The organism is Actinoplanes sp. NPDC049265, assembly GCF_043197135.1.
Taxonomy (GTDB): domain Bacteria; phylum Actinomycetota; class Actinomycetes; order Mycobacteriales; family Micromonosporaceae; genus Actinoplanes.
The window spans coordinates 108,363-135,179 of the sequence record NZ_JBICSP010000008.1; the positions used below are offsets into that span (position 1 = coordinate 108,363).

The following is a 26,817-nucleotide window of genomic DNA, read 5'->3' on the forward strand; positions in this document are numbered from 1 at the left end:
CGCCCCTGTTGTCTCGGCGCCGCTCTGCTTGTCCCGGCGTCGGCCGTGCTCGTGTCGGCGCCCTGCTCGTGTCCGTGTCCGCGTCGGCTTGGTCGCCTCGGCGGCGCCTTGGTCGGGGCGGCGCCGCCCCGGTCGTTCCGGAGCGGCGCCGCACCCGCTTGATCAGGCGGCGGCCAGCGACCACACCTCATTCGTCTCGTTGGTGCAGGCGCCCCAGGTCAGGTACTGCGTGCGGTAGTCCTCCACACACCCGATCCCCCAGTCGACCTGGTGGATGCGCCCGTCCGCGCTGAACCGCCAGTGCACCAGCAGCCCGCTGTCACAAGCCCCCGCCGCGATGGTCGACGTGCTCGAGGTGGACAGGCACAACCCGGTGCCGGGCGTACGGATCGTCTCCGCCGCCGCCGAGTAGACCCACTGCTGCTTCGCCCCACCGTCACACTCGGCCATGAACACCGCGAGCGGCCGGTCGGCGGGATCCTGCCGCTCGACACACAGTCCCGTGTCCTTGTTGCGCAGTTGCCCGGCGTCGCTCGCCGCCGCCTGGGCCGGGTGCGCTCCGACCAGGCTGCCAGCCAGCGCGGCGGAGGCCGCGATCGTCGACATGAGTGTCCGCATGCTTCTCTGAACTCCTTCGCTGCGTTCCGATGTCGTCGGCCCCGGCTCCAACGTTGACTTTCGTCGATAGTAGAAGTTTAAAGTTTCCCCTCGGAACCGTCGCACTCCCGACAATGACCACACGGGCACCCCAAAGAGCCCTTCGCGCACCCGGACCCCCACCACAGTCAACTTCAGGGGTAGCCCTGGGCGGTATCCGAGCCCCACACGCCGCCGCGGCCTACCACTGTCGAGTTCGGTGGTGGGCCTGGGCGGTATTCGAGGCCCGGGTGCGCCGCGGGCTATCACTGTCGAGTTCGGTGGTATGCCGCGGCGGCGGCACTGCCGAGGCACGGCGGCGGCCGCGCCGCCTGGTAAGCCCGAGCCGCCCATCGGCGGGGCGGGCGAGTGCGGACTCAACGCGGCCGGAACGCTTGGGCGAGGTGGTGGAGGGCGGCGTCAACGCTGGTGCGGGAGGCGGGCAGGAGCGGCAGGCGTACCCCCGGGGTGGGGATCTTGCCCTGGGCGTGGAGAACGCCCTTGATCACGGTCGGGTTGGGCTCGGCGAACAGGGCCGACCGGAGCCGGTCCGAGGTTTCGTGGGCGACGTTGGCCGAGGCCAGGATCGCGCCGGTGGCACCGAGCGCGATCATCGGGGTGAGCAGCACGTCGGTCGCGGCCAGCATGGTGAAGCCGGGCGGTGGGTCGGTGAGCAGGTCGACCGCGTCGGCGTCGAGGGTGGTCGGCGCGTACTTCATGCCGATCACGCCGTCGATCGCGGCCAGGCGGCGGATCGCGGCCGCGCTCAGGTCCTGGCCGGTGCGCAGCGGCACATGGTAGGCGATCACCGGCACCGGCTTGGGCAGCGCCTCGAACCAGGCGACGACCCCGTCCTCACCGGGGCGGACGAACGGCGGCACCCGGACCAGCGCGGCCGTCACCGCCGGGTACCCGGCCAGTTCGCGCGGGTCGTCCGTGCCGACGGTCAGCTGGACCCGGCGCTCGCGGCCGATGGCGCCCAGCAGGTCGAGGACTTCCGCGCGTTCGGCGGCGCTGAGGCTGCCCGGCTCGGCCGTCGTGCCGAGCGCGACGATCCCGGCCGCACCGTCGTCCAGGACCTGGTGGGCCAGCCGGGTCAGCGCCGCCGTGGCGATCCCGCCGTCCTCGTCGAAGGGCGTGATGAGGGGTACGTGTACGTCCATCCGCCCACTGTCAGGCCGACCGACCTTAAGATCCAGTTCCGATTCGTACGCTGATCCGTAAGCTGACCTGATGCTCGACGTCCGGCGGCTGAGGCTGCTGTCCGACCTGGATCGCCTCGGCACCATCGCCGCGGTTGCGGCCGTGCACTCGTACACCCCGTCGGCGGTCTCCCAGCAGCTCGCCGCACTCGAACGCGAAGCCGGCGTCGCCCTGCTCCGGCGCAGCGGCCGGCGGGTGACCTTCACGGCGGCCGGCCAGGTGCTGGTCCGGCACGCGGCGGCGGTCCTGGCGGCGCTCGAGGAGACGACCGCGGCCCTGGCGGCGGCCCGCTCGGGCCCGGCCGGGGAGGTGCGGATCGGCGCGTTCCCGACCGCGATGCGTACCCTGCTCCCGCCCGCCCTGGTCGCCCTCGGCCGCGACCATCCCGCGCTCGAGCTGTCGGTCAGCGAACTCGACCCCGCCGCCGTGCCCGCCGCCCTGCGCGACCGCCGCCTCGACGTGGGCCTGCTACACGACTACGACGTGGTGCCGGCCGCCACCGACCCGGCCCTCGAGTCGGTCGAGTTGCTGGACGAGACGGTGTACCTGGCCTCGGCCACCGCGGTGCCGGATCTGGCCGCCACCCGCGATGTCCCGTGGATCCTGGGCCGGCCGGGCACTCTCTGCCACGAGGTCGCGCTGCGCGTCTGCCGCGGTGCCGGCTTCGAGCCGCGCGCCCGCCACCACATCGACGACTTCGACGCGGTGCTCGCCCTGGTCGCGGCCGGGCAGGGGGTCGCGCTGGTGCCGCAGCTCGCGCTCAACCCAGATCCAGGGGTACGCATCCTTCCCGCCCCGACCCGCCGCCGCACCCGTGCCGGCTACCGTCGCGGCGCCGCAGACCATCCAGCGGTCGCCGCCGTCGTGACCGCTCTGCGCGCGTCGACCTGACTCGCTGTGGCTGCTCACCAGGAGGCGACTCGGGGTCCGCGTGGCGGCGCGGACGTTCGTTCCGGTCAGCCGCCGAGCTGCTGGGCGGCGAACTCCGCCCCCTGCTGGACGGTTCCATTTCTGGGGTACGCCAGATGCGCCGCGAAGTTGTTGCCGCCGCCGCACACCGGGTCCCCGTTGTTGCAGAACTCCACCGCTTTCCCGGCGAAGTCCGGGCTGGCCCGCTCGATCGTCTGCCGCCGCAGTCCCAGCGGGTTCCCGAAGACCACCACCGCGGCCACCTTGGACCGCAGCTCGGCCGGGATCGCGTCACCCCGGGTGCCCGCACCGCGGATGCCGGCCGCGATGTCGGTGACGCTCGCGCCCTGCGAGTAGCCGCCGATCACGAACTGGGTGTCGGGGCAGCTCTGCGCGACCTGCTCGATGTGCTGGGTCATGTTGGTCGCGCCGGGCCCGGCACTGGCCTGGTCGGCCGCCGCCGCGTAGACCACGGCGAACGACCCCACGTTCTGGCCCGGCAGCTCACCCGCGAGTGCCTGGGCCAGCGGCCGTCCGACGATGCCGAGCCCTTGTGGTTCTCCCGTGCCGCGGGCGAACACCAGCTCGACATCCGAGCAGCCGTTGGCGTTCTGCCCGCCGCCGCTTTGGGCGGCCCGGTTCCGCAGCCGTTCGAAGAAGCCGCCCGGCGCGGCACCGCCGGTGGACCCGCGCCCGCTGCCTGTCCCCGGCAGCGTGCCCGCGAACGCCTGCGGTGTCACCAGCGCCCCGATCACCACGACGGCCAGGCTGACACCGATCGCGAGGGCCTTCCGTTCTCGTCTCATCGCCACTGTCTCGCCCCTTTGCGAGTCCGCCGATCGGACTCTTACGGTCCACTACGGCCGGCCGGCAATGGCGGTTCGAGAAAACTGCACTTCAAATGCTAATTTATTTTGTGGCGACTTCGGACGAGATTGATCAGGATCCACGCGTGGCCGGCCGCGCGGGCCAGCCGCGCCGCTTCGTCCGGGTCATAGCACTCGAGACCGAAGATGTGGGCGATCGCGGGCAGCAGGCTCGTCGGTTCCCGCGCGTCGGGGAGGGTCAGGACCCCGAACCGGTCGGCCCGGCCCGGGTCCGACGGTGCGACCCGGTGGGCGAGGTCCGGCCAGCGGCAGCAGCTCGGCGCGGAAGGCAAGAACCCGCTCGTCCGCGCCGAAGCCGGTGGCGTCGTGCTCGGCCAGGCGGTCGCGGAGCTGCTGCTTTTCCGCGACCGTGCCGGCCGGCCAGAAGTGGAGGTCGAAATTCACGACCGCAGAGGTTAGGCGGTTTGTTGCGGGCCGGCCGGGGCCGGCCCGCAAGACATCAGTGGGTACGCGCGTTGATGGCGGCGGTCAGCTTGTCGACGCCGATCAGGTTGAACTGGCGCCCGAGGTTGCGCATCATCGAGTTCTGGCTGGGGCGGTAGACGCCCTTGTCGAAGTAGGCGCCGCCCTCGAAGGTGCCGATGACGCCGCCGTCGGGCGTCGAGCGGCCCAGGTACGACGCCCACTTCCGGTTCTGCGCCTGCATCTGGGCCGCGGTCAGCAGGGACGTGTTGGGTTCGCGGGGCTCGCCGCCGGAATAGGCGCCGGGGCCGCCGTACTCGTCGGCCAGGCCGCCGATCGAGTGGCCGAGCTCGTGCACGACGATGTCGCCGGACAGCGAGTTGCCGCCGCTCGACACCGTGACCGTGCCGCCGGAGCCGCCGTACGTGGTGCTGTTGACCAGGACCAGCGCCTGGTCGAGGCCGGGAGCCAGCGCCGCGTACGACCGGGCGGCCGACGTGTCGACGCAGATCAGCCGGGCCAGGTTGTCGCAGTAGAAGCGACCGCCGAGCGCGGTGTCCTTCCGCACCCCGGGCGTCGGGTCGTTGTCCGCGCCGGACTGGTTCGACACGGCGTTGACCTGCCAGACGTTGAACTTGACCTTCAGTGTCTTGAACGGCTCGTACGCGGTGATCTGGGCCCACCGCGCGACCGCCTGGCTGTGGAACAGGGCCTGTTCCGAGGCGGTGTAGCCGTCGCCGACGAAGACCAGGTCGAACCGGTCGGCGGGGGCGCCGGTCTGCTGGATGGTGACGACCTCGGCGACCGGCGCGGCCTTGGGGGAGACGCGCGGCAGTTCGCCGGCCGGGACCGTGGTCCGGCTGATCGTGCCGTCGGGGGCGAAGACCTCGAAGTCGACCTGGGCGGGTGCGGGCTGGGGGGCCAGTAGGAGCAGGAGGGCCAATGCTGCAGGGGGGATGGTCAGCATCATTCGACGGTTACATCGATACAGATTGATGTCAAATGATGTGTGATCGGCGGACGGCAGCGATCAACTCCTTCGTGTACCGGTGCACCGGACGCTCGTACACCTCGGCCGTGTCACCGAGCTCGACCACCGATCCGCCGGACAGCACCGCGACCCGGTCGGCGATCTGCCGCAGCACGGCCAGGTCGTGTGACACCACGACCAGCGTCAGGTCGAGCGACTCGCGAAGGTCCTCCAGCAACGCCAGGATCTGCGCCTGCGTGGTGACGTCGAGGGACGACACGGGCTCGTCGCAGACGATCAGCTTCGGTTGCGGTGCGAGCGCACGGGCGATCCCGACCCGCTGCCGCATGCCGCCGGAGAGTTGATGCGGATAGCGGTCGTACTCTTTCGCCGCCAGGCCGACCCGTTCGAGCAGTTCGGACACGCGGGCGCGCGGGTCGCGTACCCCCTGAAGCCGTAATGGGTCCGCGATGCTCTCGCCGACCGTGCGCCGCGGGTTGAGAGACGACAACGGGTCCTGGAACACCATCTGCACCGACCGCCCGCGCCGCCGCGCGATGTCCACGCCGTCCAGCGTGATGGTGCCCTCGGACGGCTCGACCAGGCCGACCATCATCCGCGCGAGCGTGGTCTTGCCGGTGCCCGACTCGCCGACGATGCCCATCGTCTCGCCGCGCCGCACGTCCAGCGTGATCCCGTCGACCGCCCTGATCAGGCCGCGTTTCGGCAGTTTGAAGTGCTTACGCACACCGGAGACGCGGAGGATTGGGTCGTCCGGGACGGTCCGCGGCGGGTTCGGGTGGGGCGCGGCTTCGATCAGTTCACGGGTGTACGCCTCCCGCGGCGTCACCAGAACCGAACCGGTCGCCCCCTGCTCGACCGCCCGGCCGTTCCGCATCACCACGACGGTGTCGGTGGACCCGGCCACCACCCCAAGATCGTGGCTGATCAGCAGCAGCCCCGTGCCCGTGGTGGTGCGTACCTCGTCGAGCAGGTCGAGGATCTGGGCCTGCACGGTGACGTCGAGGGCGGTGGTCGGCTCGTCGGCCACGATCACCTCGGGCCGGCAGGCGAGCGCCATGGCGATCAGCGCCCGCTGCCGCATCCCGCCGGAGAACTGGTGCGGGTAGGACTCGGCCCGCCGTTCGGCGTCCGCGATGTGCACCTGCTTCAGCACCTCGACGGCTCGGTGCCGCGCGGCCCTGCGCGTGGCACCGGTGTGGAGGCGGTAGACCTCGGCGATCTGGTCACCGATGCGGTGGAACGGGCTGAGCGCGGTCAGCGGCTCCTGGAAGACCATCGCGATCCGGGCACCGCGGATCCGGCGCCAGTCGCGCTCGCTGCGCAGGGTGGTGAGGTCGATGTCGCCGAACCTGATCTGCCCGCTGACCGTCGCCGTGCGGTGCAGGCCGAGCAGGGCCAGGGCGGTGGCGCTCTTGCCGGAGCCGGACTCGCCGACGATGCCGACGGAGCCGCCGGGCGGCAGCGCGAACGAGAGGTCGTCGACCGCTCGCGTGTCGCCGAAGCTGATCCGAAGATTTTCGATCACAAGATCTTTTTCGGAACGGGTGCGCGCGCCGCCACCGCCCCCGCCCTGTTGGGTGGGCGGAAACATAGCACCCGACAACGACGGAAAACGCGAGTTGTCCACAGGATCAGCGGTCATCGCAGTTGCACCCGGGGGTCGATGGCGGCATACAGCAGGTCGGCGGCCGCGTTGGCCAGAACGATGAGCAGCCCGGTGAGCAACGTGACACCCACGACCACCGGCAGGTCGATCTGGTTGACCGCCCCCACGAGCAGCTGCCCGACGCCCGGCAACCCGAACATCGTCTCGGTCAGCACCGCACTGGTCATGATCCCGGCCAGGTCGATGGCGGTCAGCGTGACCAGCGGCAGCAAGGCCCCCCGCAACGCCCGCCGCAGGATGATCCGCCGCTCCGGCAGTCCGTACGCCCGAGCCGTCCGGATGTGGTCCTCGGCCAGGGTTTCCTGGATGCCGGCCCGAGTCAGCCGCGCGTACGCCGCGGTCTGGATGACCGCCAGCGCCACCCAGGGCAGCAGCAGATTTTGCGCCCACAGCAACGGATTCGTCGTCAACGGGACGTAGGACGGGAAGGGCAGCCACTGCAGGACGACGCAGAACAGCAACAACAGCAGCAGGCCGACGAGGAAGACCGGGACCGCGTACCCGGTCAGCACCAGGCCGTTGACCAGCCCGTCGATCCAGCGGAAGCGCCGCGACCCGGAGAGCAGTCCGGCACCGACGCCGGCCAGCAGGGACAGGACCTCGGCGCCCAGGGCCAGGGACGCGGACACCGGGAGGCGGTCGGCCAGCAGCGCCGCGACCGGCTGGTTGGTTTCGAAGGAGTAGCCGAGGCAGGGGGCGGGACAGTGGCGCGGGGTGGGACTGGACGGGTAGTCGCGCCCGGCCACCAGGCCCCGCAGGAAGTGGGCGTACTGGACCGGTATCGGGTCGTCGACGCCCATGGCGTGGCGTACGTCGGCCAGCCGTTCCGGGGTGCAGCCTTTGCCGCAGGTCAGGACGGCGGGGTCGGAGGGGGCGAGGTAGAACAGCGCGTACAGCAGGGTGGTCAGCCCGAACAGGACGAGCACGGCACCGCCGACCCGGCGCAGGACATAACCGATCATCGGACGAACTCGCTCTGCCGGGGGTCGAGGATGCGGCGCAGGCCGTTGGCGACCAGCACGAACGCCAGCAGGGTCAGGAACAGCAGGCCGCCGGGGAGCAGCACGTACATCGGGTCGGCGCGGAACCAGGTGGTCGCGCTGGACAGCATTTGGCCCCAGGACGGGGTGGGCGGCCGCACGCCGACGCCGAGGAAGGACAGGCCGGCCTCGACGATCATGTTGGTCGGCAGGACCAGGGCCGCGTACGTGAGAACCGGCGCGGTCAGCCCAGGCAGGATCTCGCGCCGGGCCACCCGGAACCAGCCCGCCCCGGACACCTGCGCGGCGGCGACGTAGTCCCGGGTCTTGAGCGACAACGTCTCGCCCCGGGTGATCCGGGCCGTGCCGCCCCAGCCGAGCACCGCGATCACCGCCGCCAGTAGCACCGGGCGCGGCCAGTCAGGCGGCACGATGGCCAGCAGCGAGATGGCCAGCACCAGGCTGGGCACGGACAGCACCAGGTCGATCACCCGGCCCAGGACGGCGTCGGCCCACCGCCCGCCCAGCCCGGCGGCCAGGCCGGTCAGCAGCCCGATGAGCACCTGCAGGACGGTCGCGGTGACGGCGACACCGAGCGAGACCTGCGCGCCGTGCGCCAGCCGGGCGAACAGGTCACGGCCGGTGCCGGGTTCGACGCCGAGCCAGTGTGCGCCGCTGACGCCGCCGAACGCGCCGATCGGCACGCCGCCGCGGGCCGAGTCGAGCAGGTCGTCGTGGTAGGTGGTCGGGTCCTGCCCGGCCAGGGCGGTGAGCAGCGGCGCCGCCGCGGCGACCACGACCATCAGGGTCGCGATCGCCGCGCCGGTCATGAAGCCGCGGTCCCGCATCGCGACCGCGGCGCGACTCACTTGACCGAGACCCGGGCCAGGTCGTAAGTCCCGCGCCAGCCGTCGGGGACGGCGTTCTTGACGTTCTTGCCGAACAGGTAGACGTCCTTCTCGTGGGCCAGCGGGATGGTCAGGGCGAGCTTGCCGATCTCCGCGTCCACGGCGCCCCAGCGCTGCTGCGCCTGGCTCTGGTCGGTCAGCGCGTTGATCGCGTCGATCTCGGTGTTGACCGCCGGGTCGTTGTACTGGGCCAGGTTGAAGTTTCCGCCGGCGGTGATGATCTGCCGCCCGTCGAAGACCGGGATCAGGAACGGCCCGCCGGACGGCCAGTCGGCCCCCCAATACTGCAGTGAAAGGGCGGGCTGGGTGGCCGGCTTGCCGGTCACGTCGCGGTAGGTCGCCTCGTCGATCGGTGTCAGCTTGACTGTCACGCCGGCCTGCTTGAACGCCTCCTGCAGGGCGGCGGCGGCCTTGGGGCCGAGGCCCTCGGCGTCGGAGTTCTGGTGGGCCAGTTCGATGGTCAGGTTGCTCTCGCCCGCGGCGGCGAGCAGTTCCTTGGCCTTGGCCGGGTCACCGGAGGCGCCGGCCGGGAAGTAGTCGTACTCCTGGTAGCCGAGCGCCTTGTTCGGTGGCAGGAAGGTGGTGGACGGGCCGGCCACCGCGGTGCCGCCCAGGGCGTTGACGATCGACGTGCGGTTGACCGCGTAGGACAGGGCCTGGCGGACCTTCTCGTCGTCGAACGGCGCCTTCTTGGTGTCGAAGGCCAGGTAGTAGGTGGCCGGGAACTCGCCCCGGGCCACCCGCTTGTCCAGCTCGGAGCCGGGCTGGAGCTGGGCCAGCTGTTCGGGGCCGACTGTCGCGTCGGTGGTGACCGCGTTGGCGTCGGCGCCGGCGCTGCTGGCCAGGCGCTGGTTGATCACGGCGGCGTCCAGGCCGGCGGTCACCTCGATGCGGTCCGGGCAGGCGTACCGCAGGGTGTCGCTGGTGGTCTTCCAGTGCGGGTTGCGGACCAGCTTCAGGGACTTCTTGGGCTCGTACGACTCGACCATGTACGGCCCGGACGAGACCGGGTGGGCCTCGTATCCCACGCCTTTGTCCTTGGCCTTAGGCACGGGCGCGAACTGGGTGGCGGTGGCCAGGAACGGGAAGTCGCCCTCGGGCTTGCTCAGCTTGAAGACGATCGTCTTGTCGTCGGGCGTCTCGATGGACTTGATGCCCTCGGGCTGTTTGTAGGGGCCCTGGTAGGTGGCCGCGCCGGCCAGCCAGTCGCGCAGGTAGGGCGCACCGCCGGGCAGGTCGGGGGAGAACGAGCGCTCGATGCCGTACTTCACGTCGGCCGAGGTGATCGGGGCGCCGTCCTCGAAGAAGACGTCGTCGCGCAGCTTGTAGGTCCAGGTCTTGGCGCCGTCCGAGGGGGTGCCCAGGTCGGTGGCGAGGTCGGGGGCGGGCTTGGTGCCGGCGTCGCCCTGCTGGCGGTTGCGGGTGGTCAGCGTGCGGAACAGCAGCGAGGGGATGTTCCCGCCGCCGGAGGTGTAGAGCCGGGCCGGGTCCAGGTGGGTGATGCCGCCCTGGTTGAGCACCGAGAGCGTGCCGCCCTGGCAGGTCTTGGGGTCGAAGGACGAGGCGCCGGTCGTGTCACCGCCGCCACCGGACTGGCAGGCGCTGAGCAGCAGGGCGCTGACAACGACGACGGGCAGACTTCGGCGCATGGGCGCTCCTACGGGAGACGGAAGATGTCGCGCCCGAAAGTAGTGAGGGGATCGGCCGAAGTCATTCCTATGGGACCGATGTCACAGACATATCCTATAGGAGCACTAGGGCTGGATCCAGTCGAGGGTGCGTTCGACCGCCCGCTGCCAGTTGCCATACTCGCGGTCGCGGAGCACCGACTCCATGGTCGGCTGCCATTGCGCCGCACGGTGCCAGTTCTGCCGCAGCCCCTCGAGGTCGGGCCAGTAGCCGACGGCCAGCCCGGCCGCGTACGCCGCACCCAGCGACACCGTCTCGGACGCGAGCGGGCGGACCACGGGCACGTCCAGCACGTCGGCGATGAACTGCATGAGCAGATTGTCGGCGGTCATCCCGCCGTCCACCTTCAGCGTCTTGAGGGTCAGGCCGGAGTCGGCGTTCATCGCGTCGACCACCTCGCGGGTCTGCCAGGCGGTCGCCTCCAGCACCGCCCGGGCCAGGTGCCCCTTGGTGATGTACGAGGTCAGGCCGACTATCACGCCCCGCGCCTCGGACCGCCAGTGTGGGGCGTAGAGCCCGGAGAAGGCCGGCACGATGTAGCAGCCGCCGTTGTCGGCCACGGTCCGGGCCAGGGTCTCGATCTCCGGCGCGCTGGCGATCAGCTCCAACTGGTCGCGGAACCACTGCACCAGCGACCCGGTGATCGCGATCGAGCCCTCCAGCGCGTACGCCGCCGGGGAACCGGCCACCTGATAGGCGATCGTGCTGAGCAGCCCATGGGTGGACCGGACCAGCTCCGAACCGGTGTTCAGCAGCAGGAAACTGCCCGTCCCGTACGTGCACTTGGCCTCGCCGGGGGTGAAGCACGTCTGCCCGAACAGCGCCGCCTGCTGGTCGCCGAGCGCCGCTCCGATGCGTACCCCCGGAAACGCGCTTCTGGCCGTGCCGAACACGCCGACCGAGGGGCGCACCTCCGGCAGCATGGCCCGGGGGATGCCGAAGAACGCCAGCGACTCGGCCGACCAGTCGAGGGTGTGCACGTCGAGCAGCATCGTGCGGCTGGCGTTGGTGACGTCGGTGACGTGCAGGCCGCCGGTCAGCTTCCAGATCAGCCAGGTCTCCATGGTGCCGAACAGCACCTCGCCGCGTTCGGCCCGTTCCCGCAGCCCGGGCGTGCGGTCGAGCATCCAGCGGACCCGCGGCCCGGAGAAGTAGGTGGCCAGCGGCAGCGCCGACCGGTCCTGCGCGGCCTCGGCCCCGGGCTCCCGGGCCAGCTGGTGGACCAGCGCGTCGGTGCGGGTGTCCTGCCAGACGATGGCGTGCCCGACCGGCCGGCCGGTGATCCGGTCCCAGACCACCGTGGTCTCCCGCTGGTTGGCGATCCCGACCGCGGCCACCTGGTCCTCGGTGATGCCGGCCCGGCGCAGCGATTCCGGGCCGAGCCGCTCCACGTTGCGCCAGATCTCCAGGGCGTCGTGCTCGACCCAGCCCGGTTTCGGGAAATATTGCTTGTGTTCCTGCTGGGCCAGCGAGACCAGCTGGCCGCGCCGGTCGAACACGATGCAGCGCGTCGACGTGGTGCCCTGATCGATCGCGACCACGTAACGCTCCGTCATCGTCTACCTCCCCGCGGGTGCGAGATCTTGGGAAACCGCGCGGGCGGTCTCCCGGACGTAGGACACCAGCCGTGGGTGGGGGGTGTAATGCGTGTCGCAGACCCGTTCGACCGGCCCGGAGATGCCGATCGCGCCGACCACCAGGCCGCCGTGACCGCGGATGGGTGCGGCCACCGCCGCCTCGCCCGGGGTGAACTCCTCGATGTCGATGCTGTAGCCGACGGCCCGGATGTGGTTCAGGTCGGCGTTCAGGATCCGGGTCGTGACCTGCGTGCGGTGGGTGAACCGGTCCAGCTCGGGTTCGGGGTGCGCTCCCGCCGCCGAGTACGCCAGGAGCACCTTCCCCAATGCCGTCGCGTGCAGCGGGAGCAGCGCCCCGACCTCCAGCGTCTGCGGCGTGTCGTCGGGGCGGAACACGTGATGGACGACGAGCACCTGCCCGTCGAGCACGGTGCCGATGCGCACCGCCTCGCCGCTGCGGGCGGCCAGCGGGTCGGCCCAGATGATCGAGCGGGACCGGAGCTCGTTGATGTCCAGGTAGCTGGTGCCGAGCCGGAGCACGGCCGCGCCCAGCTGATAGTGCCCGGACACGCGGTCCTGCTCGACGAAGCCGACCGCTTTGAGCGTACGCAGAATGCCGTGGGTCGTGCCCTTGGCCAGATCGAGCGAGTGCGCGATGTCACCCAGGGTGAGCCGGCCCGAGCCCCCGGCGAGCAGTCGCAGCACCGCGGCGGCACGCTCGATGGACTGCACTGTGCCAGGCATGTTACGAGCTTCATGCGATCGAGTGACAAGCACAAGGGTCTGGAGTGTTCGGCAATGTCGAACGGCATTCATTGTTCGTGCCGGTGCCGTTACCTAGCGTCTGGAGATCAGCGTCACAGGGAGGGCACATGGCAGAACGACTCAAGATCCCGGGCCTCTGGGGTGAGCTGGCCGCCGAGTTCGCCGGGACCATGATCCTCATCCTCTTCGGTGTCGGCGTCGTCGCGCAGGTCGCCGGGGCCAAGATCGGAGATCACGACAGCATCGCCTGGTCCTGGGGCCTCGGCGTCATGCTGGGCGTGTACGTGGCCGGGCGGATCAGCGGCGCCCACCTCAATCCCGCCGTCACCATCGCACTCGCGGTCTTCAAGGGCTTCGAGTGGCGCAAGGTGGCCCCCTACTCGATCGCCCAGTTCCTCGGCGCCTTCGTCGCCGCGCTGCTGGTGCGCTGGAACTACACCGAGGTCCTGCACGCCGCCGACCCCGGCCTCACGATCAAGACGCAGGGCGTCTTCTCCACGCTGCCCGGCAACGGGACTTTGCCGGTCGGCGAGTGGGGGGCGTTCCGGGACCAGATCATCGGTACGGCGATCCTGCTGTTCCTGATCCTGGCCATCACCGACGCCGCCGGCACCCCGCCCGCGGCCAACCTCGCCCCGTTCATCATCGGCCTGCTCGTGGTCGGCATCGGCATGGCCTGGGGCGCCGACGCCGGCTACGCGATCAACCCCGCCCGTGACTTCGGGCCGCGGCTCGCCAGCTTCTTCACCGGGTACGAAGGGGCCTTCCGAGATCAGACTGGTTATCTGTACTTCTGGATTCCGATCGTCGGCCCGATCGTCGGCGGCCTGGTCGGGGCCGGGCTGTACCAGGTTCTGATCGGGCGGTTCCTGCCCGCCGCGACCCTCCCGGAGCCGGGCCGGCTGCCGGGCAACGAGACTCAGGAGGCAACCCGTGGCTGACTTCGTCGGCGCCGTCGACCAGGGCACCACCAGCACCCGGTTCATGCTGTTCGACCACGGCGGCAACGAGGTCGGCCGCCACCAGCTGGAGCACGAGCAGATCCTGCCGCAGGCGGGCTGGGTCGAGCACAACCCGATCGAGATCTGGGAGCGTACGGTCTCGGTGATCCGGACCGCGATGCAGCGCCAGGGGATCGGGGCCAAGGACCTGGCCGCGCTGGGCATCACCAACCAGCGCGAGACGGCCGTGGTGTGGGACAAGAACACCGGGCGGCCCTACTACAACGCCATCGTGTGGCAGGACACCCGTACCGACCGGATCGCCTCCGCCCTCGACCGCGACGGCCGCGGCGACACCATCCGGCAGAAGGCCGGGCTGCCACCGGCGACCTACTTCTCCGGCGGCAAGATCCAGTGGATCCTGGAGAACGTCGACGGGGTCCGCGAGGCGGCCGAGCGCGGCGACGCCATCTTCGGCAACACCGACAGCTGGCTGATCTGGAACCTGACCGGCGGCAACCACGTCACCGACGTGACCAACGCCAGCCGGACCATGCTGATGAACCTGGAGACGCTGGACTGGGACGACGAACTGCTGTCGTTCTTCAACATCCCGCGGCAGATGCTGCCCGAGATCCGGCCCTCCTCCGACCCCAGCACGTACGGTCCCACCCTGGACAACGGGCCGCTGGGCGGCAACGTGCCGCTCACCGGCGACCTCGGCGACCAGCAGGCGGCCATGGTCGGGCAGGTGTGCTTCGCACCCGGCGAGGCCAAGAACACCTACGGCACCGGCAACTTCATGCTGCTCAACACCGGCACCGAGCTCGTCCGCTCGAACAACGGGCTGCTCAGCACGGTCTGCTACAAGTTCGGCGACGCGGCGCCGGTGTTCGCCCTGGAAGGGTCGATCGCGGTCACCGGGTCGGCCGTGCAGTGGCTGCGCGACCAGCTGCACATCATCAACGACGCGGCGCAGAGCGAACGGCTGGCGGCGTCGGTTCCGGACAACGGCGGCGTGTACTTCGTACCGGCTTTCTCCGGGCTCTTCGCACCGTACTGGCGCTCCGACGCCCGCGGCGCGATCGTCGGGTTGTCCCGCTTCAACACCGACGCGCACATCGCCCGGGCCACCCTCGAGGCGATCTGCTACCAAAGTCGCGACGTCGTGGACGCTATGGCCCAGGATTCCGGGGTAACCCTGGATGTGTTGAAGGTCGACGGCGGCATCACGGTCAACAACCTGTGCATGCAGATCCAGTCGGACGTGGTCGGGGTGCCGGTCAGCCGGCCGGTCGTCGCCGAGACCACGGCGCTGGGGGCCGCGTACGCCGCGGGCCTGGCCGTCGGGTTCTGGAAGAACACCGACGAGCTGCGGGAGAACTGGAACGAGTCCCAGCGCTGGCAGCCGAACTGGTCGGAGGAACAGCGCGAGGAGGGGTACGGCAAATGGAAGAAGGCGGTCGAACGCACCCTGAACTGGGTGGATGTGGACTGACATGAGTGTCGCACTGTCTCCGGAATACCGGCAGGAGGCGTTGGAGTCGCTCGCCGGTGCCGAGTTGGACGTGCTGGTGATCGGCGGCGGCGTGGTGGGGTCGGGCGCAGCGCTCGACGCCGCCACCCGCGGTCTGTCCACCGGCCTGGTCGAGGCCCGGGACTTCGCCTCGGGCACGTCGAGCCGGTCCAGCAAGCTCATCCACGGCGGCCTCCGATACCTGGAGATGCTGGACTTCGCCCTGGTCCGGGAGGCGCTGCGTGAGCGGGGACTGCTGCTGTCCCGGCTCGCGCCGCACCTCGTGCGCCCGGTCAAGTTCCTCTACCCGCTGCAGCATCACGTGTGGGAGCGGGCGTACGCCGGGACCGGCGTCACGCTCTACGACACGATGGCGCTCGGCGGCGGCCTGCCCCGGCACCGCAACCTGACCCGGCGCGGCGCGCTGCGCGAATGCCCCGCGCTCAAGAAGGACGCCCTGGTCGGCGCCCTGCAGTACTACGACGCCCAGGTCGACGACGCCCGGCACACGATGTTCCTGGCCCGCACGGCGGCGGCCTACGGCGCCCATGTGGCCTCCCGCGCCGAGGTGGTCGGCTTCCTGCGCGAGGGCGAGCGGGTGACCGGCGTGCGGGTCAAAGACCTCGAGACCGACAGGACCTTCGAGGTACGGGCGCAGCAGGTGATCAACGCGACCGGCGTGTGGACCGACGACACCCAGAAGCTGGTGGGGGAGCGGGGCCAGTTCCACGTACGCGCCTCCAAGGGCATCCACCTGGTCGTCCCCCGCGACCGCATCCAGTCGCGGACCGGCCTGATCCTGCGCACCGACAAGAGCGTCCTGTTCGTCATCCCGTGGGGCCGGCACTGGATCATCGGCACCACGGACACCGACTGGGCCCTCGACAAGGCGCATCCGGCCGCCTCCAGCACCGACATCGACTACCTGCTCAACGAGGTCAACAAGGTCCTGTCGACCCCGCTGACCCCGGTCGACGTGCAGGGCGTGTACGCCGGCCTGAGGCCCCTGCTCTCCGGCGAGTCCGAGTCGACGTCCCAGCTGAGCCGCGAGCACGCCGTCGGCAGCCCGCAGCCCGGCCTGGTCGTGGTGGCCGGCGGCAAGTACACGACGTACCGGGTGATGGCCAAGGACGCCGTCGACGCCTGCGTTCACAACCTGGGCCGCGCCGTCCCGCCCTCGTGCACCGACGACGTACCGCTGGCCGGCGCCGACGGCTACCGGGCGCTCTGGAACCGCCGCCGCGTCCTGGCGTCCCGGTCGGGGCTGCACGTGGCCCGCCTGGAACACCTACTCGGCCGCTACGGCTCCCTGGTCGACGAGGTTCTGGCCCTGATCGAGGACGACCCCTCGCTGGCCAAGCCGGTCGAGGGCGCCGAGGACTACCTGCGGGCCGAGCTCCTCTACGCCGCCACCCACGAGGGTGCCCGCCACCTGGAGGACGTCCTGACCCGCCGTACCCGCATCTCGATCGAGACGTTCGACCGGGGCGTGGCGGCGGCCCCGCACGCGGCGGATCTGATGGCCCAGGCTCTGGGCTGGACCGAGGAGCAGACCGCCAAGGAGGTCGAGAACTACCGCCTGCGCGTCGAGGCCGAACGCGCCTCCCAGGAGGCCCCCGACGACGAGACCGCCGACGCGGCCCGCCTCGGCGCCCCGGACGTCGTCCCGCTCACCGCGGCCGCTCCCGGCCCCTCGAACCCGGCCTGACCGGTCTCACACGAGCGGTCTCGCCTCCGGGCTCGCATCGCCGCCCGATTCTCGGGTTGCGGTGCGGGCCCGGTGGCGTGGCGTCGGCTGCACGGCCCATAGTGCGGTGCCCAGCCGGACGGCCGGGCCCGCCGCGACGCCCGCGTCGTCCGGGCGGCCACAGCAGGCTCGATTGCGGTGGTCGCCGTCTTCTGCGTGGCCCTGCGCCGCCGCCACAACGAACGGTGACGGCCGAAGGGTCAGGCCTGGGCCAGCAGCGCGTACGTGTTGGGCAGCCGGCCGTCGAAGGCGGCCGACTCCACGTTGTCCATCTTCCAGAACGGCTCGGGGTGCTCGCTCAGGTGCACGATCCGCATCCCGGCCTCGACCACCGCGGTCACCAGCTGGCCCAGGGTCCACTGGAACTCGACCGCGCCGTTGGCCGGGAAGCTGTCGTTGACGTAGCTGCGGGCGAAGTACGAGCGGTCGGGGCGGATGCGGGCCTCGTCGGTGTCCCACGACCACAGGGCGAAGGCCGGGTGGCCGTCGAAGATGAAGAAATGCCCGCCGGGGCGGAGCAACCGGGCGATGTCGCGGGCCCAGGCGTCAATGTCGGGCATCCAGATCAGGCCACCCTTGCCGGTGTAGACCAGGTCGGCGCAGCCGTCGCGCAGCGGGGCTCCGGGCAGGGCGCCGGCCACGTACCGGCACGGCACGCCCAGGGCCGCGGCCCGGCGGTGGGACGTCTCGGCGGCCTTCGTGCTGAAGTCGACCGACACCACTGACGACGCGCCCGCCCGGACCAGGGCGATGTCGTCCAGGCCCCACCCGCTCTGCAGGTGCACCACCCGGGGGCCGTCGGCCAGCAGCGGCCGCAGCAGCGACACCTCGGCCGGGAAGAGCGGGTAGGTGCCCTCGGCCAGACCGGACACCCAGTCGTACTCCCGCTCGTACTTCTCCGACGCGATCTCCCACGCCTGACGATTCCCCCGCAACTCATCCACAACGGCATCGTGGCGGTCCACGGTGAACACGGTCAACCGGGTAAGTTCTCCGCCGTGCCGATGTGGAAGATCGTCGAGGAGGCCGGTAACGACCTCGCCGACCTGTGCCGGACCGCCGACGCGGAGGTGTATGACCCCAGGCCACCGGACGCGCGGTCGCTGCGGTCCCGGCATGGCGAGATGCAGCGCCGATGGGTCGCGCGGGCCGGGGACGGCACCGCCATCGGGTACGCGGTTCTGACCATGCCGTCGGGCAAGCTCCGGATCGTCGTGCGTGCGGACTGGCGGCGACGGGGACTCGGTTCGGAACTGTTGCAGTGGGTACGCGCGGCCGCGCTCGCCGACGGCCCGGCCACCGTCCACGCGTGGGCCGCCGAGCACTCGGCCGGCCACGGTTTCCTGGCCGCGCGGTTCGACCGGCCCCGCGGCGCGGAGGAGTGGAGCCTGCTCGACCTGCGCGGCCGGGGCGCCGGCCCGGCCGACGACAGTCTGGCCGGCTGGGTCGGCCCGTGCCCGACGGCGCTGCGGGAGTCGTTCGCGCAGGCCCACCGCATGCTCGAGGTCCCGCCGCGGGGCAGTTCCTCGGTGACCGCCTCGCTCGGCGTGATCGAGGAGCGGGCGGCCTTCGCCGGCGAGCGCTGGCTGACCCTGTGCGCCCGCGACCAGGCCGGGGTGATCACCGCGTTCACCCAGATCACGTTGTCGCCGGGGGCGCCGGGCGTGGCCGAGCAGGAGTTCACCGGCGTACTGCCGGCCGCGCGGGGCCGGGGCCTGGGCACCCGGCTCAAGGACGCGATGGTCAGCGTGCTGATCCGCGAGCACCCGGACATCCGCTACGTCATCACCCAGAACGCCTCCGACAACGCCCCGATGCTGGCCATCAACCGGCGCCTCGGGTTCACGGTGTTCCAGCGTCAGGTGTCGTGGGAGTCGAGGCTGATGAGCCCGGCCTGAGTGGGCCGGAACCCGCACCCGGCCCGATAGAAGTGGTCGAGGTGCGGTTCGTGGTCGACGTGCAGCCACGAGCACCCGGCCGCCCTGGCCTCGGCGGTGGCCGCCCGCACCAGGGCGATGCCGATCCCGCGGCGCTGGGCGGCCGGGTCGACGGCCGTGTCGAGGATGAAGGCGTGCTCCCCGCCGTCCCAGGCCACCTGCACGAAGCCCACGAGCGCGCCCTTGTCGAAGGCCCCCACCCAGGTCAGCGCGTGTCTTTCCAGCTGCGCCGCCCAGGCCTTCACGGCGACGGGTACGCCGAAGGCACGCGCGTGCAGGGCACTGAGGACGGCGTCGTCGACCGGGAAACGTGTAACGATCACCGCTCGAGGATGTAGAACCCGGCCCGGTCGAAGCCAGTGAAATAGTAGCCGTCGGCGAGCAGCCCGGTCAGCGCCTCGCGGACCGCGTGCCGCCACCGGTTGGCCGTGTCCGGGTCGGCGTCGCGCAGCGTCTCGATGTCGTGCGGCACCGCCACCAGCACCCGTGGGCCGCCGCCGGGCTCGTACGCGGGACCGCCGTCCGGCGTACGCCCCAGCACCACCTCGGCGCCGTCGGTGGAGACCGGCCGGGGTGGGTAGCGGTTCAGGTCCCAGCGGGCCATCAGCCGGTCGCTCTCGTCCTTGCCGTTCCGCCCGTCCAGCAGGGTGCCGTAGAAGTTGGTCAGGTAGGTGGTCGGCGTCGCACCCAGCCGGACCAGGTTGAAGTACGCGTTGCGGGCCACCAGCGGGTCGTAGGTCCAGGTGATCGCCGCGACGCCGCGTTCCTGGCACCACTGCCGCTGGTGCATCTTGAGCGCCCGGCCCACACCCCGCCCGGCGGCCCGGTCGGAGACACCGGTGATGTGGCTGTGCAGCGCGTTGGCCGCCGGGGCCTCGAAGAAGCCGACGCTGCACCCGACCAGTTCGTCGCCGGCGTACGCCCCGGACAGGTAGTTGCCGGTGTGCGCGAACGCCCGCATGGTGTCCACCGGCAGCATCATCCCGGGTTCGACCGGCTGCCAGATGGCCCGGGTCAGCGCGTCGGCGGCTAGCAGGTCGGTGATGCTCTCCAGCGCGCGGATGCGCACCCCGGCGGCCCGGGCGGCCGCCTCGGCTTCGGTTTCCGTCACACGTCTGACCGTAGATCCGCGATCAGTCCCGCGACCAGCGAGACGCGCCCGGGCATCGTGGCGGTCAGCACATGTTCGTCGTCGGCGTGGGCCCCGCCGCCGATCGCGCCCAGTCCGTCCAGGGTGGGCACACCCAGCGCGGCGGTGAAGTTGCCGTCCGAGCCGCCGCCGACCGCGACGCCGGCCGGGGCCGGTTGACCGAGCCGCCCGGCCACCGCGATCGCCCGCCGGTGCAGGGACTCGGAGGCCGACGGCGACATCGGCGGGCGGTTGACGCCACCGCTGACCTCCAGCCGTACGCCCGAAAGAACGGTCTTTCCGGTGGTCATCGCCCGGTCGACCCGCGCCGCCTCGGCCTCGTCGGGGACGCGGACGTCGACCAGGAGTTTCGCCCGCGCCGGCACGGTGTTGGCCGCTGTCCCACCACTGAGCACGGTCGGTGTGACGGTGGTGCCCAGCGCCGGGTTCCCGAGCCCGGCGATGGCCAGGATCTGGTGTGCGACCTCGACGGTGGCGTTCACCCCGCGCTCCGGGTCGAGACCGGCGTGCGCGGCCCGCCCGTACACGTCGACGGTGTAACCCGCTATGCCCTTGCGCGCGGTCTTGAGCGCACCCCGATCGTCGGCCGCGGCCTCCAGGACCAGGGCGGCCGCGCATCCGGTGGCGTCCTGCTCGATGAGCGCCCGGGAGGTGGGCGAGCCGATCTCCTCGTCGGCCGTGATCAGCAGCTCGACGCCGGCCCGGTCGGGCAACTGGGCGACCGCGTGCATGGCCATCACCAGGCCGGCCTTCATGTCGACGCAGCCGGGGCCGCGCAGCACGCCGTCCCGGACGGTGGCCGGGTGGGTGGCCAGCGAGCCGATCGGCCACACGGTGTCGTAGTGGCCGAGGAGCAGGACGCGGGGGCCGCCGCCGGGGAAACGCCAGCGCAGATGCGTACGCCCATCGATCGGAATCCGCTCCGGGGCCGCACCCAGCAGGCGCTCGCCCAGCCCGGCGACCAGCTCGGCGCACTCCGCCAGGGCGGCCAGGTCGCGCGAGGGTGACTCGCATTCGATCAGCCGCAGCACGTCGGCGATCACGGCAGATCCACCTTCGGCGTGGCCCGGACGGACAGGTGCACGTAGCGCTCGCCGGTGGGCAGGGCGTAGAACCGGACCGGCGTCCAGACCCCTGTGTTGGGCGCCCGCACCAGGAACTCGTCGTCGGACACCGGCACCAGCGGATACTCGGTGACCGGCTGGGCGGTGAGCGCGGCCAGCTCGCCGGTGGCGGTGTAGCGCAGCACCGGCCCGTCGGCCAGGATCTCGATCTCGGCACCGGACCGCCGGTAGACGCCCACGTGCGGCGTGATGTCGACCTCGACCGGCTGCTCCGGCGGGCTCGGCGGCCGCGGCATCGCCACCCCGGCGACCTCGGCGAACACCTCCCGCAAAAGCTCGTCGGCCAGGTCGGCGGACTCGTCCGAGTTGGTCAGCAGCACCGCGGCCACACCCAGCTCGGGGATCATCCGCAGGTACGCGCACTGCCCCAGGGTCCGGCCGTCGTGGCCCACCACCAGCCGCCCGCCCCAGGTGGCACGCATCCAGCCCAGCCCCCACGAGTCGTGCAGCGGGTTCCCGTCGGGGACGTCGGCCTGATGCTCGGTCATCGCGGAAACCGCTTTCTCGCCGAGCACACTGGTGCCGTCCGGTGCGACGCCGCCGGACAGGTGCATCCGGGCGAAGGCCAGCACGTCACCGGCCGACGAGTGGATCAGGCCGGCCGGGCCGATGCCGCGCGGCAGCATCCACACCGGCGTCGGGAACTGTTCGTCGTCGGTGTTGAGGTGGCCGACCGCGGCCCGGTGCAGCAGCGCCTCCTCGGGCAGCGTGCCGGTGTGGGTCAGGCCGAGCGGTTCGCGGATGCGCTTGTGGACGGCGGCGTCCCAGGTCAGCCCGGTGAGCCGCTCGACCACCCGGCCGGCCAGGACGAAACCGGCGTTGCAGTACGACCAGGTGGCGCCCAGGGGGTGGTTCTGGGCCACGTCGGCGAGCAGGTCGACGTAACGCTCGACGCAGTCGTCGCCGCGGCCGGTGTCGGTGAACACGTCGCCGTCGATCCCGCTGGTGTGGGTGAGGAGGTGCCGCATGGTCACGCCGGCGTCGGGCAGCTTGAGTTCCGGCAGCACGTCGGTGAGCGGCGCGTCCAGGCTCAGCTTGCCCTCGTCGACCAGCTGCATGACCAGCGTCGTGGTCCAGACCTTGCTGATCGAGCCGATCTGGAAGACCGAGTCGGGCGTGACCGGCACCTGGGTGCGTGTGCTCAGGACTCCGTGCGCCACCTCGATCGTGTCGCCGTCCAGCTGCGAGATGCCGAGGGTCGCGCCGGGCACGCCGTACCGTTCGGCCAGCGCGCGCAGCCGCCGCTCCCAGCGCACCCGGTCCAGTGTGGCCGGCTTGTCCGCGGTGTGTTCGCGCAGCCAGGCAACGGTCCGGCGGTAGTAGTCGATCCGGTACGACGGCCGCCCGTTGAACAGGAACAGGTGACCGGCCTCGGGGTACATCACCAGCCGGGCCGGCACACCGCGCTGCCGCAGGGCGGTGTGCCACTGCCGGGCCTGGTCCGGCGGGCAGCGGCGGTCGTCCGCGCCGACCAGGATCAGGGTGGGCGCGGCGACCTGTTCGACGCGGGACAGCGGGGAGAGCTCGGCGGCGCGCTCACGGTCCTGCCACGGCAGCACCCTGATCTCGTGTACGCCGAGATACTGCGCGATGTCCGCGGTGCCGGTCATGCTGGTCACGTCGCTGATCGGCGCGCCCGCCACGGCCGCCGCGAACCGGTTGTCCCGGCTGGTCAGGTAACACGTCATGAAGCCGCCGTAGCTGTAGCCGGTCACCGTCAGCCGGTCCGGGTCGGCGATCCCCTCGGCCACCAACTGGTCGATCGGCTCGAGCAGGTCCTTGGCGTCGGCCTCGCCCCAGGCGCCGGAGACCGCGGTGTAGAAGGCCTCGCCGTACCCGTCGCTGCCGCGCGGGTTGAGCAGCAGCACGGTCCAGCCGTGCCGGGCCAGTTCCTGGTGGTACATGTGGATGCCGTCGACAGCGCCGTTCCACGCGTTGTGCGGGCCGCCGTGCACGTCCAGCAGCATCGGCTGCGGACCGGTGGCGTCGTCGTCGCGGATCACCCAGCCGTGCACCACGGCGCCGTCCGAGATGGTGAACTCGCGTTCCCGTCGCGGGAAGAACTCGATCTCCGGGTCGTTGTGCGCGGTGCGGACCCGTTCCTCGCCGGTCGCCAGGTCGACCACGTAGATCTCGGGCAGCGACGTCGGCGTCTCGAGCGCGACGGCCACCGTGGTGTCCCGCACCGAGAAGCCGATCACGTTCCGCCCGGTCCCACCGACGACCACGGCCGCCTCGCCGTGGTCCCGGTCGGCCGAGAAGAGATGGAAGCAGCCGCGGTTGACGGACAGGAAGTAGACGCGGTGGCCCTGGACCTGCGCGCGGTAGGGCCAGACGTTGCGGTCCAGCGCGGCGGCCAGATCGACGACCGGGCCGCCGTCGAGCGGGATGCGCATCAGGTGCTGGTGGCCGCCCGGGCCGTCCGGCCGCTCGGTGGACAGGAGCACGTCGTCGTCCCAGATCACGGTGGTCGCTACGCCGCCGGCCGGGCCGTACCGGCGCGGCTCGCCCTTGCCGTCGGCGTCGATCACCCACACCGGTTCGCTCAGGCTCAGGTCGCCGTCGGGCCCGGTGCACTCCGGGTAGGCCAGCCGGGTGCCGTCCGGCGACCAGGCCGGGTCCCCGGTCGGCCAGTCGCCGTCGGTGATCGGCCGGGTGGTGCCGGTGGCCAGGTCGAGCACGTGCACCTGGCCGGCCTCGCGGATCCCGAGCCGGTCCGCGACCAGCGGCTGGTTGGGCCGCTTGACCTCGGCCGCCGCGGTAAAGGCGATCCGGTCGCCGGACGGGCTCCAGATCGGGGCCCCCGCGCCCTGTGGCAACGATGTCAATCGCTGTGGCTCGCCGCCTCCGACCGGCAGCAGCCAGATCTGCTCGCTCTCGCCGTCGTCGCGCAGGAACGCCAGCCGGGTACCGTCGGGCGACCAGGCCGGTGCGGTGTCGGCCGGTCCGCGGGTCAACTGCTCCGGTTCGCCGCCGGTCGCGCTCACCCGCCACAGGCAGGTCACGGCGCGGTCGGCGGTGGCATCGGCGGTGCGCAGGACGTATGCGACAAGCGATCCATCCGGCGACAGGGCGGGCTCCTCCGGCGCGGCGAACGAGGTCAGGTCGTCGATGCGCGGGCGTCGGGTCACCGAAGTTCTCCTCGGGGGTGCGGGGTTCGATCAGCACATCGTGCACACACGATGACGCTCTGGTCACGCCCCGGAGGCGACAGGTCCTGTTTGCCCCATCACATGCGTACCATCGCCCGATTGGCCCGATCCTGCTGCCCGAACTGGTCTCCCGCTGTTCCGGAACCGCGCTGAGCAGGACGCACTCCGCGCGATTGCCCCTTTTCGGCGGCCCGCCGGCCGCTGCGGCGCCCGCTCCGAACGGGACGGCTATGCGTCCACAAGAGGGGACCACGCGCCATTCTTTCGCATCGCGAAAATATCTCCCGGCCCAGGCCACACGCCGTTAACAGGATCCTTTCAGGCGGTTTTGCCAGCTTCCTCCGGATTGTCGGATCACAGGAGGTTTCCGTTTCACTTTCAAGACCGCCGACCTGGCCTGAACTCCGGTCAGACGCTCGGCCGCGCGGGCGAGCGGCGAGGATTGAAGGTTGAATTGATGGATTCCAAATCGGTGAACGATCGTCGCGGCCGGTGCGTACTGAAAGACGCCAATGTCGCTGAGGACGGGAGCCGGGATGGCCGGGACGGGAATCGACACGTCGATCCTGCACAAAGGTGCGCACAGCGCGTCGTACTTCGACCTGGCCCGGAACGCCGGTGACGGTGTCGAGATCGTCGACTTCTGCATCCCGTGCAACCCGTACTTCCCGACCCCGGAGATGTTCGACGAGCTCTCCCGCGAGCTGAAGAACATCCTGAAGTACTACCCGAGCGACTCGGCCACCATCACCAAGAAACTGGCGAGCGTGCTCGGCCTGCACCCGCAGACCGTGGCCATGGCCAACGGTTCGACCGAGCTGATCACCTGGATCGACCACCTGCTGATCAAAGAGAGCGTGGCCATCCCGATCCCCACCTTCGGGCGGTGGACCGACCAGCCGCTGGAGACCGGCAAGCGGGTCGACATGTACCCGCTGCAGGAACGCGACGGCTTCCGGCTCAACCTCGACGAGTACGTACGGTTCATCCGCGAACGCGGCACCCGCGTGGCCGTGGTATGCAACGTGAACAACCCCGACGGCGGCTACCTGCCCCGCCGCGAGGTGATCCGGTTCATGGACCTGCTCGGCGACCTCGACCTGGTCGTCATCGACGAGTCGTTCATCGACTTCTCCGACGAGGAGCAGTACCCGTCGGTCGGCCCCGACGCGGTCATCCGGCCCAACACGGTGGTCCTGAAGAGCCTGGGCAAGAACTTCGGCCTGCACGGGATCCGATTCGGCTACCTGCTGGCCAACCCGGCCATCGCCGCGAAGATCGGCAAGGCGCTGCCCAAGTGGAACCTGAACTCACTGGCCGAGAAGGTCGTCTACATGATTCAGGAGCACGACGACGAGTACGAGGAAAGCCTCGCCCTGCTCAGCCGCGACCGCCGCGCGATGGCAGGGGAACTGTCCCGCGTACCCGGATTGACGGTCTTCCCCTCACAGGGCAACTTCATCCTGGTCAAACTGCCGACCGAGTGGTCCGGGGTGGCGTTGCGCGACTTCCTGGTGGCCAACCACGGCGTCTACACTCGCGAGTGCGGCAACAAACTGGGCATGACCAGCCAGTTCATGCGGCTGGTGGTGCGGCCGGGCCGCGACGTCGACCGCCTGATCGACGGCATGATGGACTACGGCAGCCAGTTCCGTCGCCCGCCGGCCTACGACGTCGACCCGCTCGACACCCGCCGCTCCTGGGAGCCGCCGCAGCCGGAGCCCCGCCCCGACAACCTGATCCAGTACCCGTCCCGAGGCCGCCAGGACTACCCGTCCCGCCGCGCCGCCATATGACCCTGTGGACAGCCAGCAAGCCCGCCACAGCCCACCCAGTGCCGGGTGGGGACACCGGTCCAGCCACCGAAGGCGCGCGAGCCGGAGCAGGGCTACAGGCGGGCGGGTACGCCGAGCCAGCCGCGGATGTCGGTCAGGCTGCCCGGTCCGGTTTCGACGGTGGCCGAGCGGGCCAGGTCGGCCACCGACACCGCGCGCAGCGCCATTCGCCAGGCTCGGTCGGCGCTCATCATCGCGCGGTTGATCGAGCAGGGTGTGGTGCATTCCGCGGCGGGGGTGGCCATCGGACCGCGCTGGCGGATTTCGGTGCAGATGAACGGTGGGGTCGCGCCGTCCACGGCCTCGACCACGTCGAGCACGGTGATCTCGGCCGACGATCGGGTCAGCACGTAGCCGCCGGAGTGGCCCTGCACCGACTCGATCAGGCCGGCCCGGGACAGCGCCTGCATCTGCTTGGCCAGATAGCTGGCCGACACGTCGAGCAACTCGGCCAGACGGGCGGCGGGCACCGGGCGGTCGGCGGCGGTCAGCACCACGCAGCAGTGGAGCGCCCACTCGACGCCTCCGGACATTTTCACGCCTATCACACTTCTTTCCCGGACAGCGGGTGTCCGACTGGCGACCAGATCAATTCACGCCGCGAAAAAACAAGGAACCGGGTGAACCACCGCCTCGGCGGTCCGTTGTGGAGTCCGATGCACGCTTCTCGCTGCGGCACCGGTGCTCCAGCCGGTTGCCGTGCCGGGGCCGTACGCAAGCGCCGCGACCCCCCTCCGGTGGTGCTGGCCCCGGCGAATCGGTGCCCCTCCACCAAACCCCGCGGTGGAGGGGCACCTCC

General features: G+C 71.1%; 23 protein-coding genes. 6 read left to right on the plus strand and 17 right to left on the minus strand.

Translation table 11 applies throughout. From position 1 onward, the window contains the following. Positions 1-162 precede the first annotated feature (162 nt). Both ACGFIO_RS20680 and ACGFIO_RS20685 read right to left on the minus strand, forming a co-directional pair. Positions 163-618, minus strand: a complete 456-nt coding sequence (locus ACGFIO_RS20680; RefSeq protein ID WP_392827895.1) for a ricin-type beta-trefoil lectin domain protein — start codon at positions 616-618, stop codon at positions 163-165. A 395-nt stretch (positions 619-1,013) separates the two neighbouring features. Beyond that, on the minus strand, positions 1,014-1,799 hold the full coding sequence (locus tag ACGFIO_RS20685) for a dihydrodipicolinate synthase family protein (protein WP_392827896.1): 786 nt from the start codon (positions 1,797-1,799) through the stop codon (positions 1,014-1,016). Positions 1,800-1,869: 70 nt separating this feature from the next. Between ACGFIO_RS20685 and ACGFIO_RS20690 the strand changes: the two genes are divergently transcribed. Next, positions 1,870-2,730: a LysR family transcriptional regulator gene (locus tag ACGFIO_RS20690; RefSeq protein WP_392827897.1), complete on the plus strand. Its 861-nt coding sequence runs from the start codon at positions 1,870-1,872 to the stop codon at positions 2,728-2,730. A gap of 65 nt (positions 2,731-2,795) precedes the next feature. Here ACGFIO_RS20690 and ACGFIO_RS20695 read toward each other — a convergent pair whose 3' ends face one another. The 9 genes from ACGFIO_RS20695 to ACGFIO_RS20735 all read right to left on the minus strand — a co-directional run bounded on the left by ACGFIO_RS20695 (position 2,796) and on the right by ACGFIO_RS20735 (position 12,595). Next, complete coding sequence (locus ACGFIO_RS20695) at positions 2,796-3,554, minus strand: cutinase family protein (RefSeq protein WP_392827898.1); 759 nt, start codon at positions 3,552-3,554, stop codon at positions 2,796-2,798. A gap of 98 nt (positions 3,555-3,652) precedes the next feature. Further along, complete coding sequence (locus ACGFIO_RS20700; RefSeq protein ID WP_392827899.1) at positions 3,653-3,907, minus strand: hypothetical protein; 255 nt, start codon at positions 3,905-3,907, stop codon at positions 3,653-3,655. Positions 3,908-4,074: 167 nt separating this feature from the next. After that, positions 4,075-5,004, minus strand: coding sequence for a M64 family metallopeptidase (locus ACGFIO_RS20705; protein ID WP_392827900.1), 930 nt, complete (start codon positions 5,002-5,004; stop codon positions 4,075-4,077). Between the two features lie 31 nt (positions 5,005-5,035). Beyond that, the gene (locus tag ACGFIO_RS20710; protein WP_392827901.1) at positions 5,036-6,556 is read right to left on the minus strand and encodes a dipeptide ABC transporter ATP-binding protein; all 1,521 of its coding nucleotides are present in this window, start codon (positions 6,554-6,556) and stop codon (positions 5,036-5,038) included. Positions 6,557-6,669: 113 nt separating this feature from the next. Then, the gene (locus tag ACGFIO_RS20715) at positions 6,670-7,659 is read right to left on the minus strand and encodes an ABC transporter permease (RefSeq protein ID WP_392827902.1); all 990 of its coding nucleotides are present in this window, start codon (positions 7,657-7,659) and stop codon (positions 6,670-6,672) included. Next, the gene (locus ACGFIO_RS20720) at positions 7,656-8,546 is read right to left on the minus strand and encodes an ABC transporter permease (RefSeq protein ID WP_392827903.1); all 891 of its coding nucleotides are present in this window, start codon (positions 8,544-8,546) and stop codon (positions 7,656-7,658) included. Before ACGFIO_RS20720 ends, ACGFIO_RS20715 begins: the two co-directional genes overlap by 4 nt. Then, positions 8,543-10,234, minus strand: coding sequence for an ABC transporter substrate-binding protein (locus ACGFIO_RS20725; RefSeq protein WP_392827904.1), 1,692 nt, complete (start codon positions 10,232-10,234; stop codon positions 8,543-8,545). Before ACGFIO_RS20725 ends, ACGFIO_RS20720 begins: the two co-directional genes overlap by 4 nt. A gap of 105 nt (positions 10,235-10,339) precedes the next feature. Continuing rightward, the gene (gene glpK / locus ACGFIO_RS20730; RefSeq protein WP_392827905.1) at positions 10,340-11,830 is read right to left on the minus strand and encodes a glycerol kinase GlpK; all 1,491 of its coding nucleotides are present in this window, start codon (positions 11,828-11,830) and stop codon (positions 10,340-10,342) included. A gap of 3 nt (positions 11,831-11,833) precedes the next feature. Then, positions 11,834-12,595 carry an IclR family transcriptional regulator gene (locus ACGFIO_RS20735; protein WP_392827906.1) on the minus strand — a complete coding sequence of 254 codons (762 nt, stop codon included), beginning with the start codon at positions 12,593-12,595 and terminating at the stop codon, positions 11,834-11,836. Positions 12,596-12,723: 128 nt separating this feature from the next. Here ACGFIO_RS20735 and ACGFIO_RS20740 point away from each other — a divergent pair, with 128 nt between their 5' ends. The 3 genes from ACGFIO_RS20740 to ACGFIO_RS20750 are packed head-to-tail and all read left to right on the plus strand — an operon-like array spanning position 12,724 to position 16,781. Then, positions 12,724-13,557 (plus strand): MIP/aquaporin family protein, encoded by an 834-nt coding sequence (locus ACGFIO_RS20740; RefSeq protein ID WP_392827907.1) that lies wholly within the window; start codon positions 12,724-12,726, stop codon positions 13,555-13,557. Beyond that, positions 13,550-15,055 (plus strand): glycerol kinase GlpK, encoded by a 1,506-nt coding sequence (glpK, locus tag ACGFIO_RS20745; RefSeq protein ID WP_392827908.1) that lies wholly within the window; start codon positions 13,550-13,552, stop codon positions 15,053-15,055. The genes ACGFIO_RS20740 and glpK (ACGFIO_RS20745) overlap by 8 nt, the downstream gene beginning before the upstream one ends. A gap of 1 nt (position 15,056) precedes the next feature. Then, positions 15,057-16,781, plus strand: coding sequence for a glycerol-3-phosphate dehydrogenase/oxidase (locus ACGFIO_RS20750; protein ID WP_392827909.1), 1,725 nt, complete (start codon positions 15,057-15,059; stop codon positions 16,779-16,781). A 239-nt stretch (positions 16,782-17,020) separates the two neighbouring features. On the opposite strand, the gene ACGFIO_RS20755 is transcribed toward ACGFIO_RS20750, so the two are convergent. After that, positions 17,021-17,764 carry a class I SAM-dependent methyltransferase gene (locus tag ACGFIO_RS20755; protein WP_392827910.1) on the minus strand — a complete coding sequence of 248 codons (744 nt, stop codon included), beginning with the start codon at positions 17,762-17,764 and terminating at the stop codon, positions 17,021-17,023. 60 nt (positions 17,765-17,824) lie between these two features. Between ACGFIO_RS20755 and ACGFIO_RS20760 the strand changes: the two genes are divergently transcribed. Next, on the plus strand, positions 17,825-18,718 hold the full coding sequence (locus tag ACGFIO_RS20760) for a GNAT family N-acetyltransferase (RefSeq protein ID WP_392828122.1): 894 nt from the start codon (positions 17,825-17,827) through the stop codon (positions 18,716-18,718). Here the strand turns inward: ACGFIO_RS20760 and ACGFIO_RS20765 are convergent. Genes ACGFIO_RS20765 through ACGFIO_RS20780 form a run of 4 tightly spaced genes read right to left on the minus strand, consistent with a single transcriptional unit; the run spans position 18,679 to position 24,162 of the window. Next, positions 18,679-19,080 (minus strand): GNAT family N-acetyltransferase, encoded by a 402-nt coding sequence (locus tag ACGFIO_RS20765; RefSeq protein ID WP_392827911.1) that lies wholly within the window; start codon positions 19,078-19,080, stop codon positions 18,679-18,681. The genes ACGFIO_RS20760 and ACGFIO_RS20765 overlap by 40 nt on opposite strands. Further along, a complete protein-coding gene (locus ACGFIO_RS20770) occupies positions 19,077-19,868 on the minus strand; it encodes a GNAT family N-acetyltransferase (RefSeq protein ID WP_392827912.1) in 792 nt (263 codons plus the stop codon). The genes ACGFIO_RS20765 and ACGFIO_RS20770 overlap by 4 nt, the downstream gene beginning before the upstream one ends. Further along, on the minus strand, positions 19,865-20,950 hold the full coding sequence (locus ACGFIO_RS20775) for a M20 family metallopeptidase (protein WP_392827913.1): 1,086 nt from the start codon (positions 20,948-20,950) through the stop codon (positions 19,865-19,867). The genes ACGFIO_RS20770 and ACGFIO_RS20775 overlap by 4 nt, the downstream gene beginning before the upstream one ends. Continuing rightward, on the minus strand, positions 20,947-24,162 hold the full coding sequence (locus ACGFIO_RS20780) for a serine hydrolase (RefSeq protein ID WP_392827914.1): 3,216 nt from the start codon (positions 24,160-24,162) through the stop codon (positions 20,947-20,949). The genes ACGFIO_RS20775 and ACGFIO_RS20780 overlap by 4 nt, the downstream gene beginning before the upstream one ends. 557 nt (positions 24,163-24,719) lie before the next feature. Here ACGFIO_RS20780 and ACGFIO_RS20785 point away from each other — a divergent pair. Then, on the plus strand, positions 24,720-25,979 hold the full coding sequence (locus ACGFIO_RS20785) for a pyridoxal phosphate-dependent aminotransferase (RefSeq protein WP_392827915.1): 1,260 nt from the start codon (positions 24,720-24,722) through the stop codon (positions 25,977-25,979). Between the two features lie 92 nt (positions 25,980-26,071). On the opposite strand, the gene ACGFIO_RS20790 is transcribed toward ACGFIO_RS20785, so the two are convergent. Next, positions 26,072-26,551 carry an RrF2 family transcriptional regulator gene (locus ACGFIO_RS20790; RefSeq protein ID WP_392828123.1) on the minus strand — a complete coding sequence of 160 codons (480 nt, stop codon included), beginning with the start codon at positions 26,549-26,551 and terminating at the stop codon, positions 26,072-26,074. Positions 26,552-26,817 lie beyond the last annotated feature (266 nt).

What these genes read in the sequence shown, in the direction of transcription:
- ACGFIO_RS20680 (WP_392827895.1), bottom strand. Translation starts at nt 618, where the DNA reads ATGCGGACACTCATGTCGACGATCGCGGCCTCCGCCGCGCTGGCTGGC.
- ACGFIO_RS20685 (WP_392827896.1), bottom strand. Translation starts at nt 1,799, where the DNA reads ATGGACGTACACGTACCCCTCATCACGCCCTTCGACGAGGACGGCGGG.
- ACGFIO_RS20690 (WP_392827897.1), top strand. Translation starts at nt 1,870, where the DNA reads ATGCTCGACGTCCGGCGGCTGAGGCTGCTGTCCGACCTGGATCGCCTC.
- ACGFIO_RS20695 (WP_392827898.1), bottom strand. Translation starts at nt 3,554, where the DNA reads ATGAGACGAGAACGGAAGGCCCTCGCGATCGGTGTCAGCCTGGCCGTC.
- ACGFIO_RS20705 (WP_392827900.1), bottom strand. Translation starts at nt 5,004, where the DNA reads ATGCTGACCATCCCCCCTGCAGCATTGGCCCTCCTGCTCCTACTGGCC.
- ACGFIO_RS20715 (WP_392827902.1), bottom strand. Translation starts at nt 7,659, where the DNA reads ATGATCGGTTATGTCCTGCGCCGGGTCGGCGGTGCCGTGCTCGTCCTG.
- ACGFIO_RS20725 (WP_392827904.1), bottom strand. Translation starts at nt 10,234, where the DNA reads ATGCGCCGAAGTCTGCCCGTCGTCGTTGTCAGCGCCCTGCTGCTCAGC.
- glpK (WP_392827905.1), bottom strand. Translation starts at nt 11,830, where the DNA reads ATGACGGAGCGTTACGTGGTCGCGATCGATCAGGGCACCACGTCGACG.
- ACGFIO_RS20735 (WP_392827906.1), bottom strand. Translation starts at nt 12,595, where the DNA reads ATGCCTGGCACAGTGCAGTCCATCGAGCGTGCCGCCGCGGTGCTGCGA.
- ACGFIO_RS20740 (WP_392827907.1), top strand. Translation starts at nt 12,724, where the DNA reads ATGGCAGAACGACTCAAGATCCCGGGCCTCTGGGGTGAGCTGGCCGCC.
- ACGFIO_RS20750 (WP_392827909.1), top strand. Translation starts at nt 15,057, where the DNA reads ATGAGTGTCGCACTGTCTCCGGAATACCGGCAGGAGGCGTTGGAGTCG.
- ACGFIO_RS20760 (WP_392828122.1), top strand. Translation starts at nt 17,825, where the DNA reads ATGTGGAAGATCGTCGAGGAGGCCGGTAACGACCTCGCCGACCTGTGC.
- ACGFIO_RS20785 (WP_392827915.1), top strand. Translation starts at nt 24,720, where the DNA reads ATGGCCGGGACGGGAATCGACACGTCGATCCTGCACAAAGGTGCGCAC.
- ACGFIO_RS20790 (WP_392828123.1), bottom strand. Translation starts at nt 26,551, where the DNA reads ATGTCCGGAGGCGTCGAGTGGGCGCTCCACTGCTGCGTGGTGCTGACC.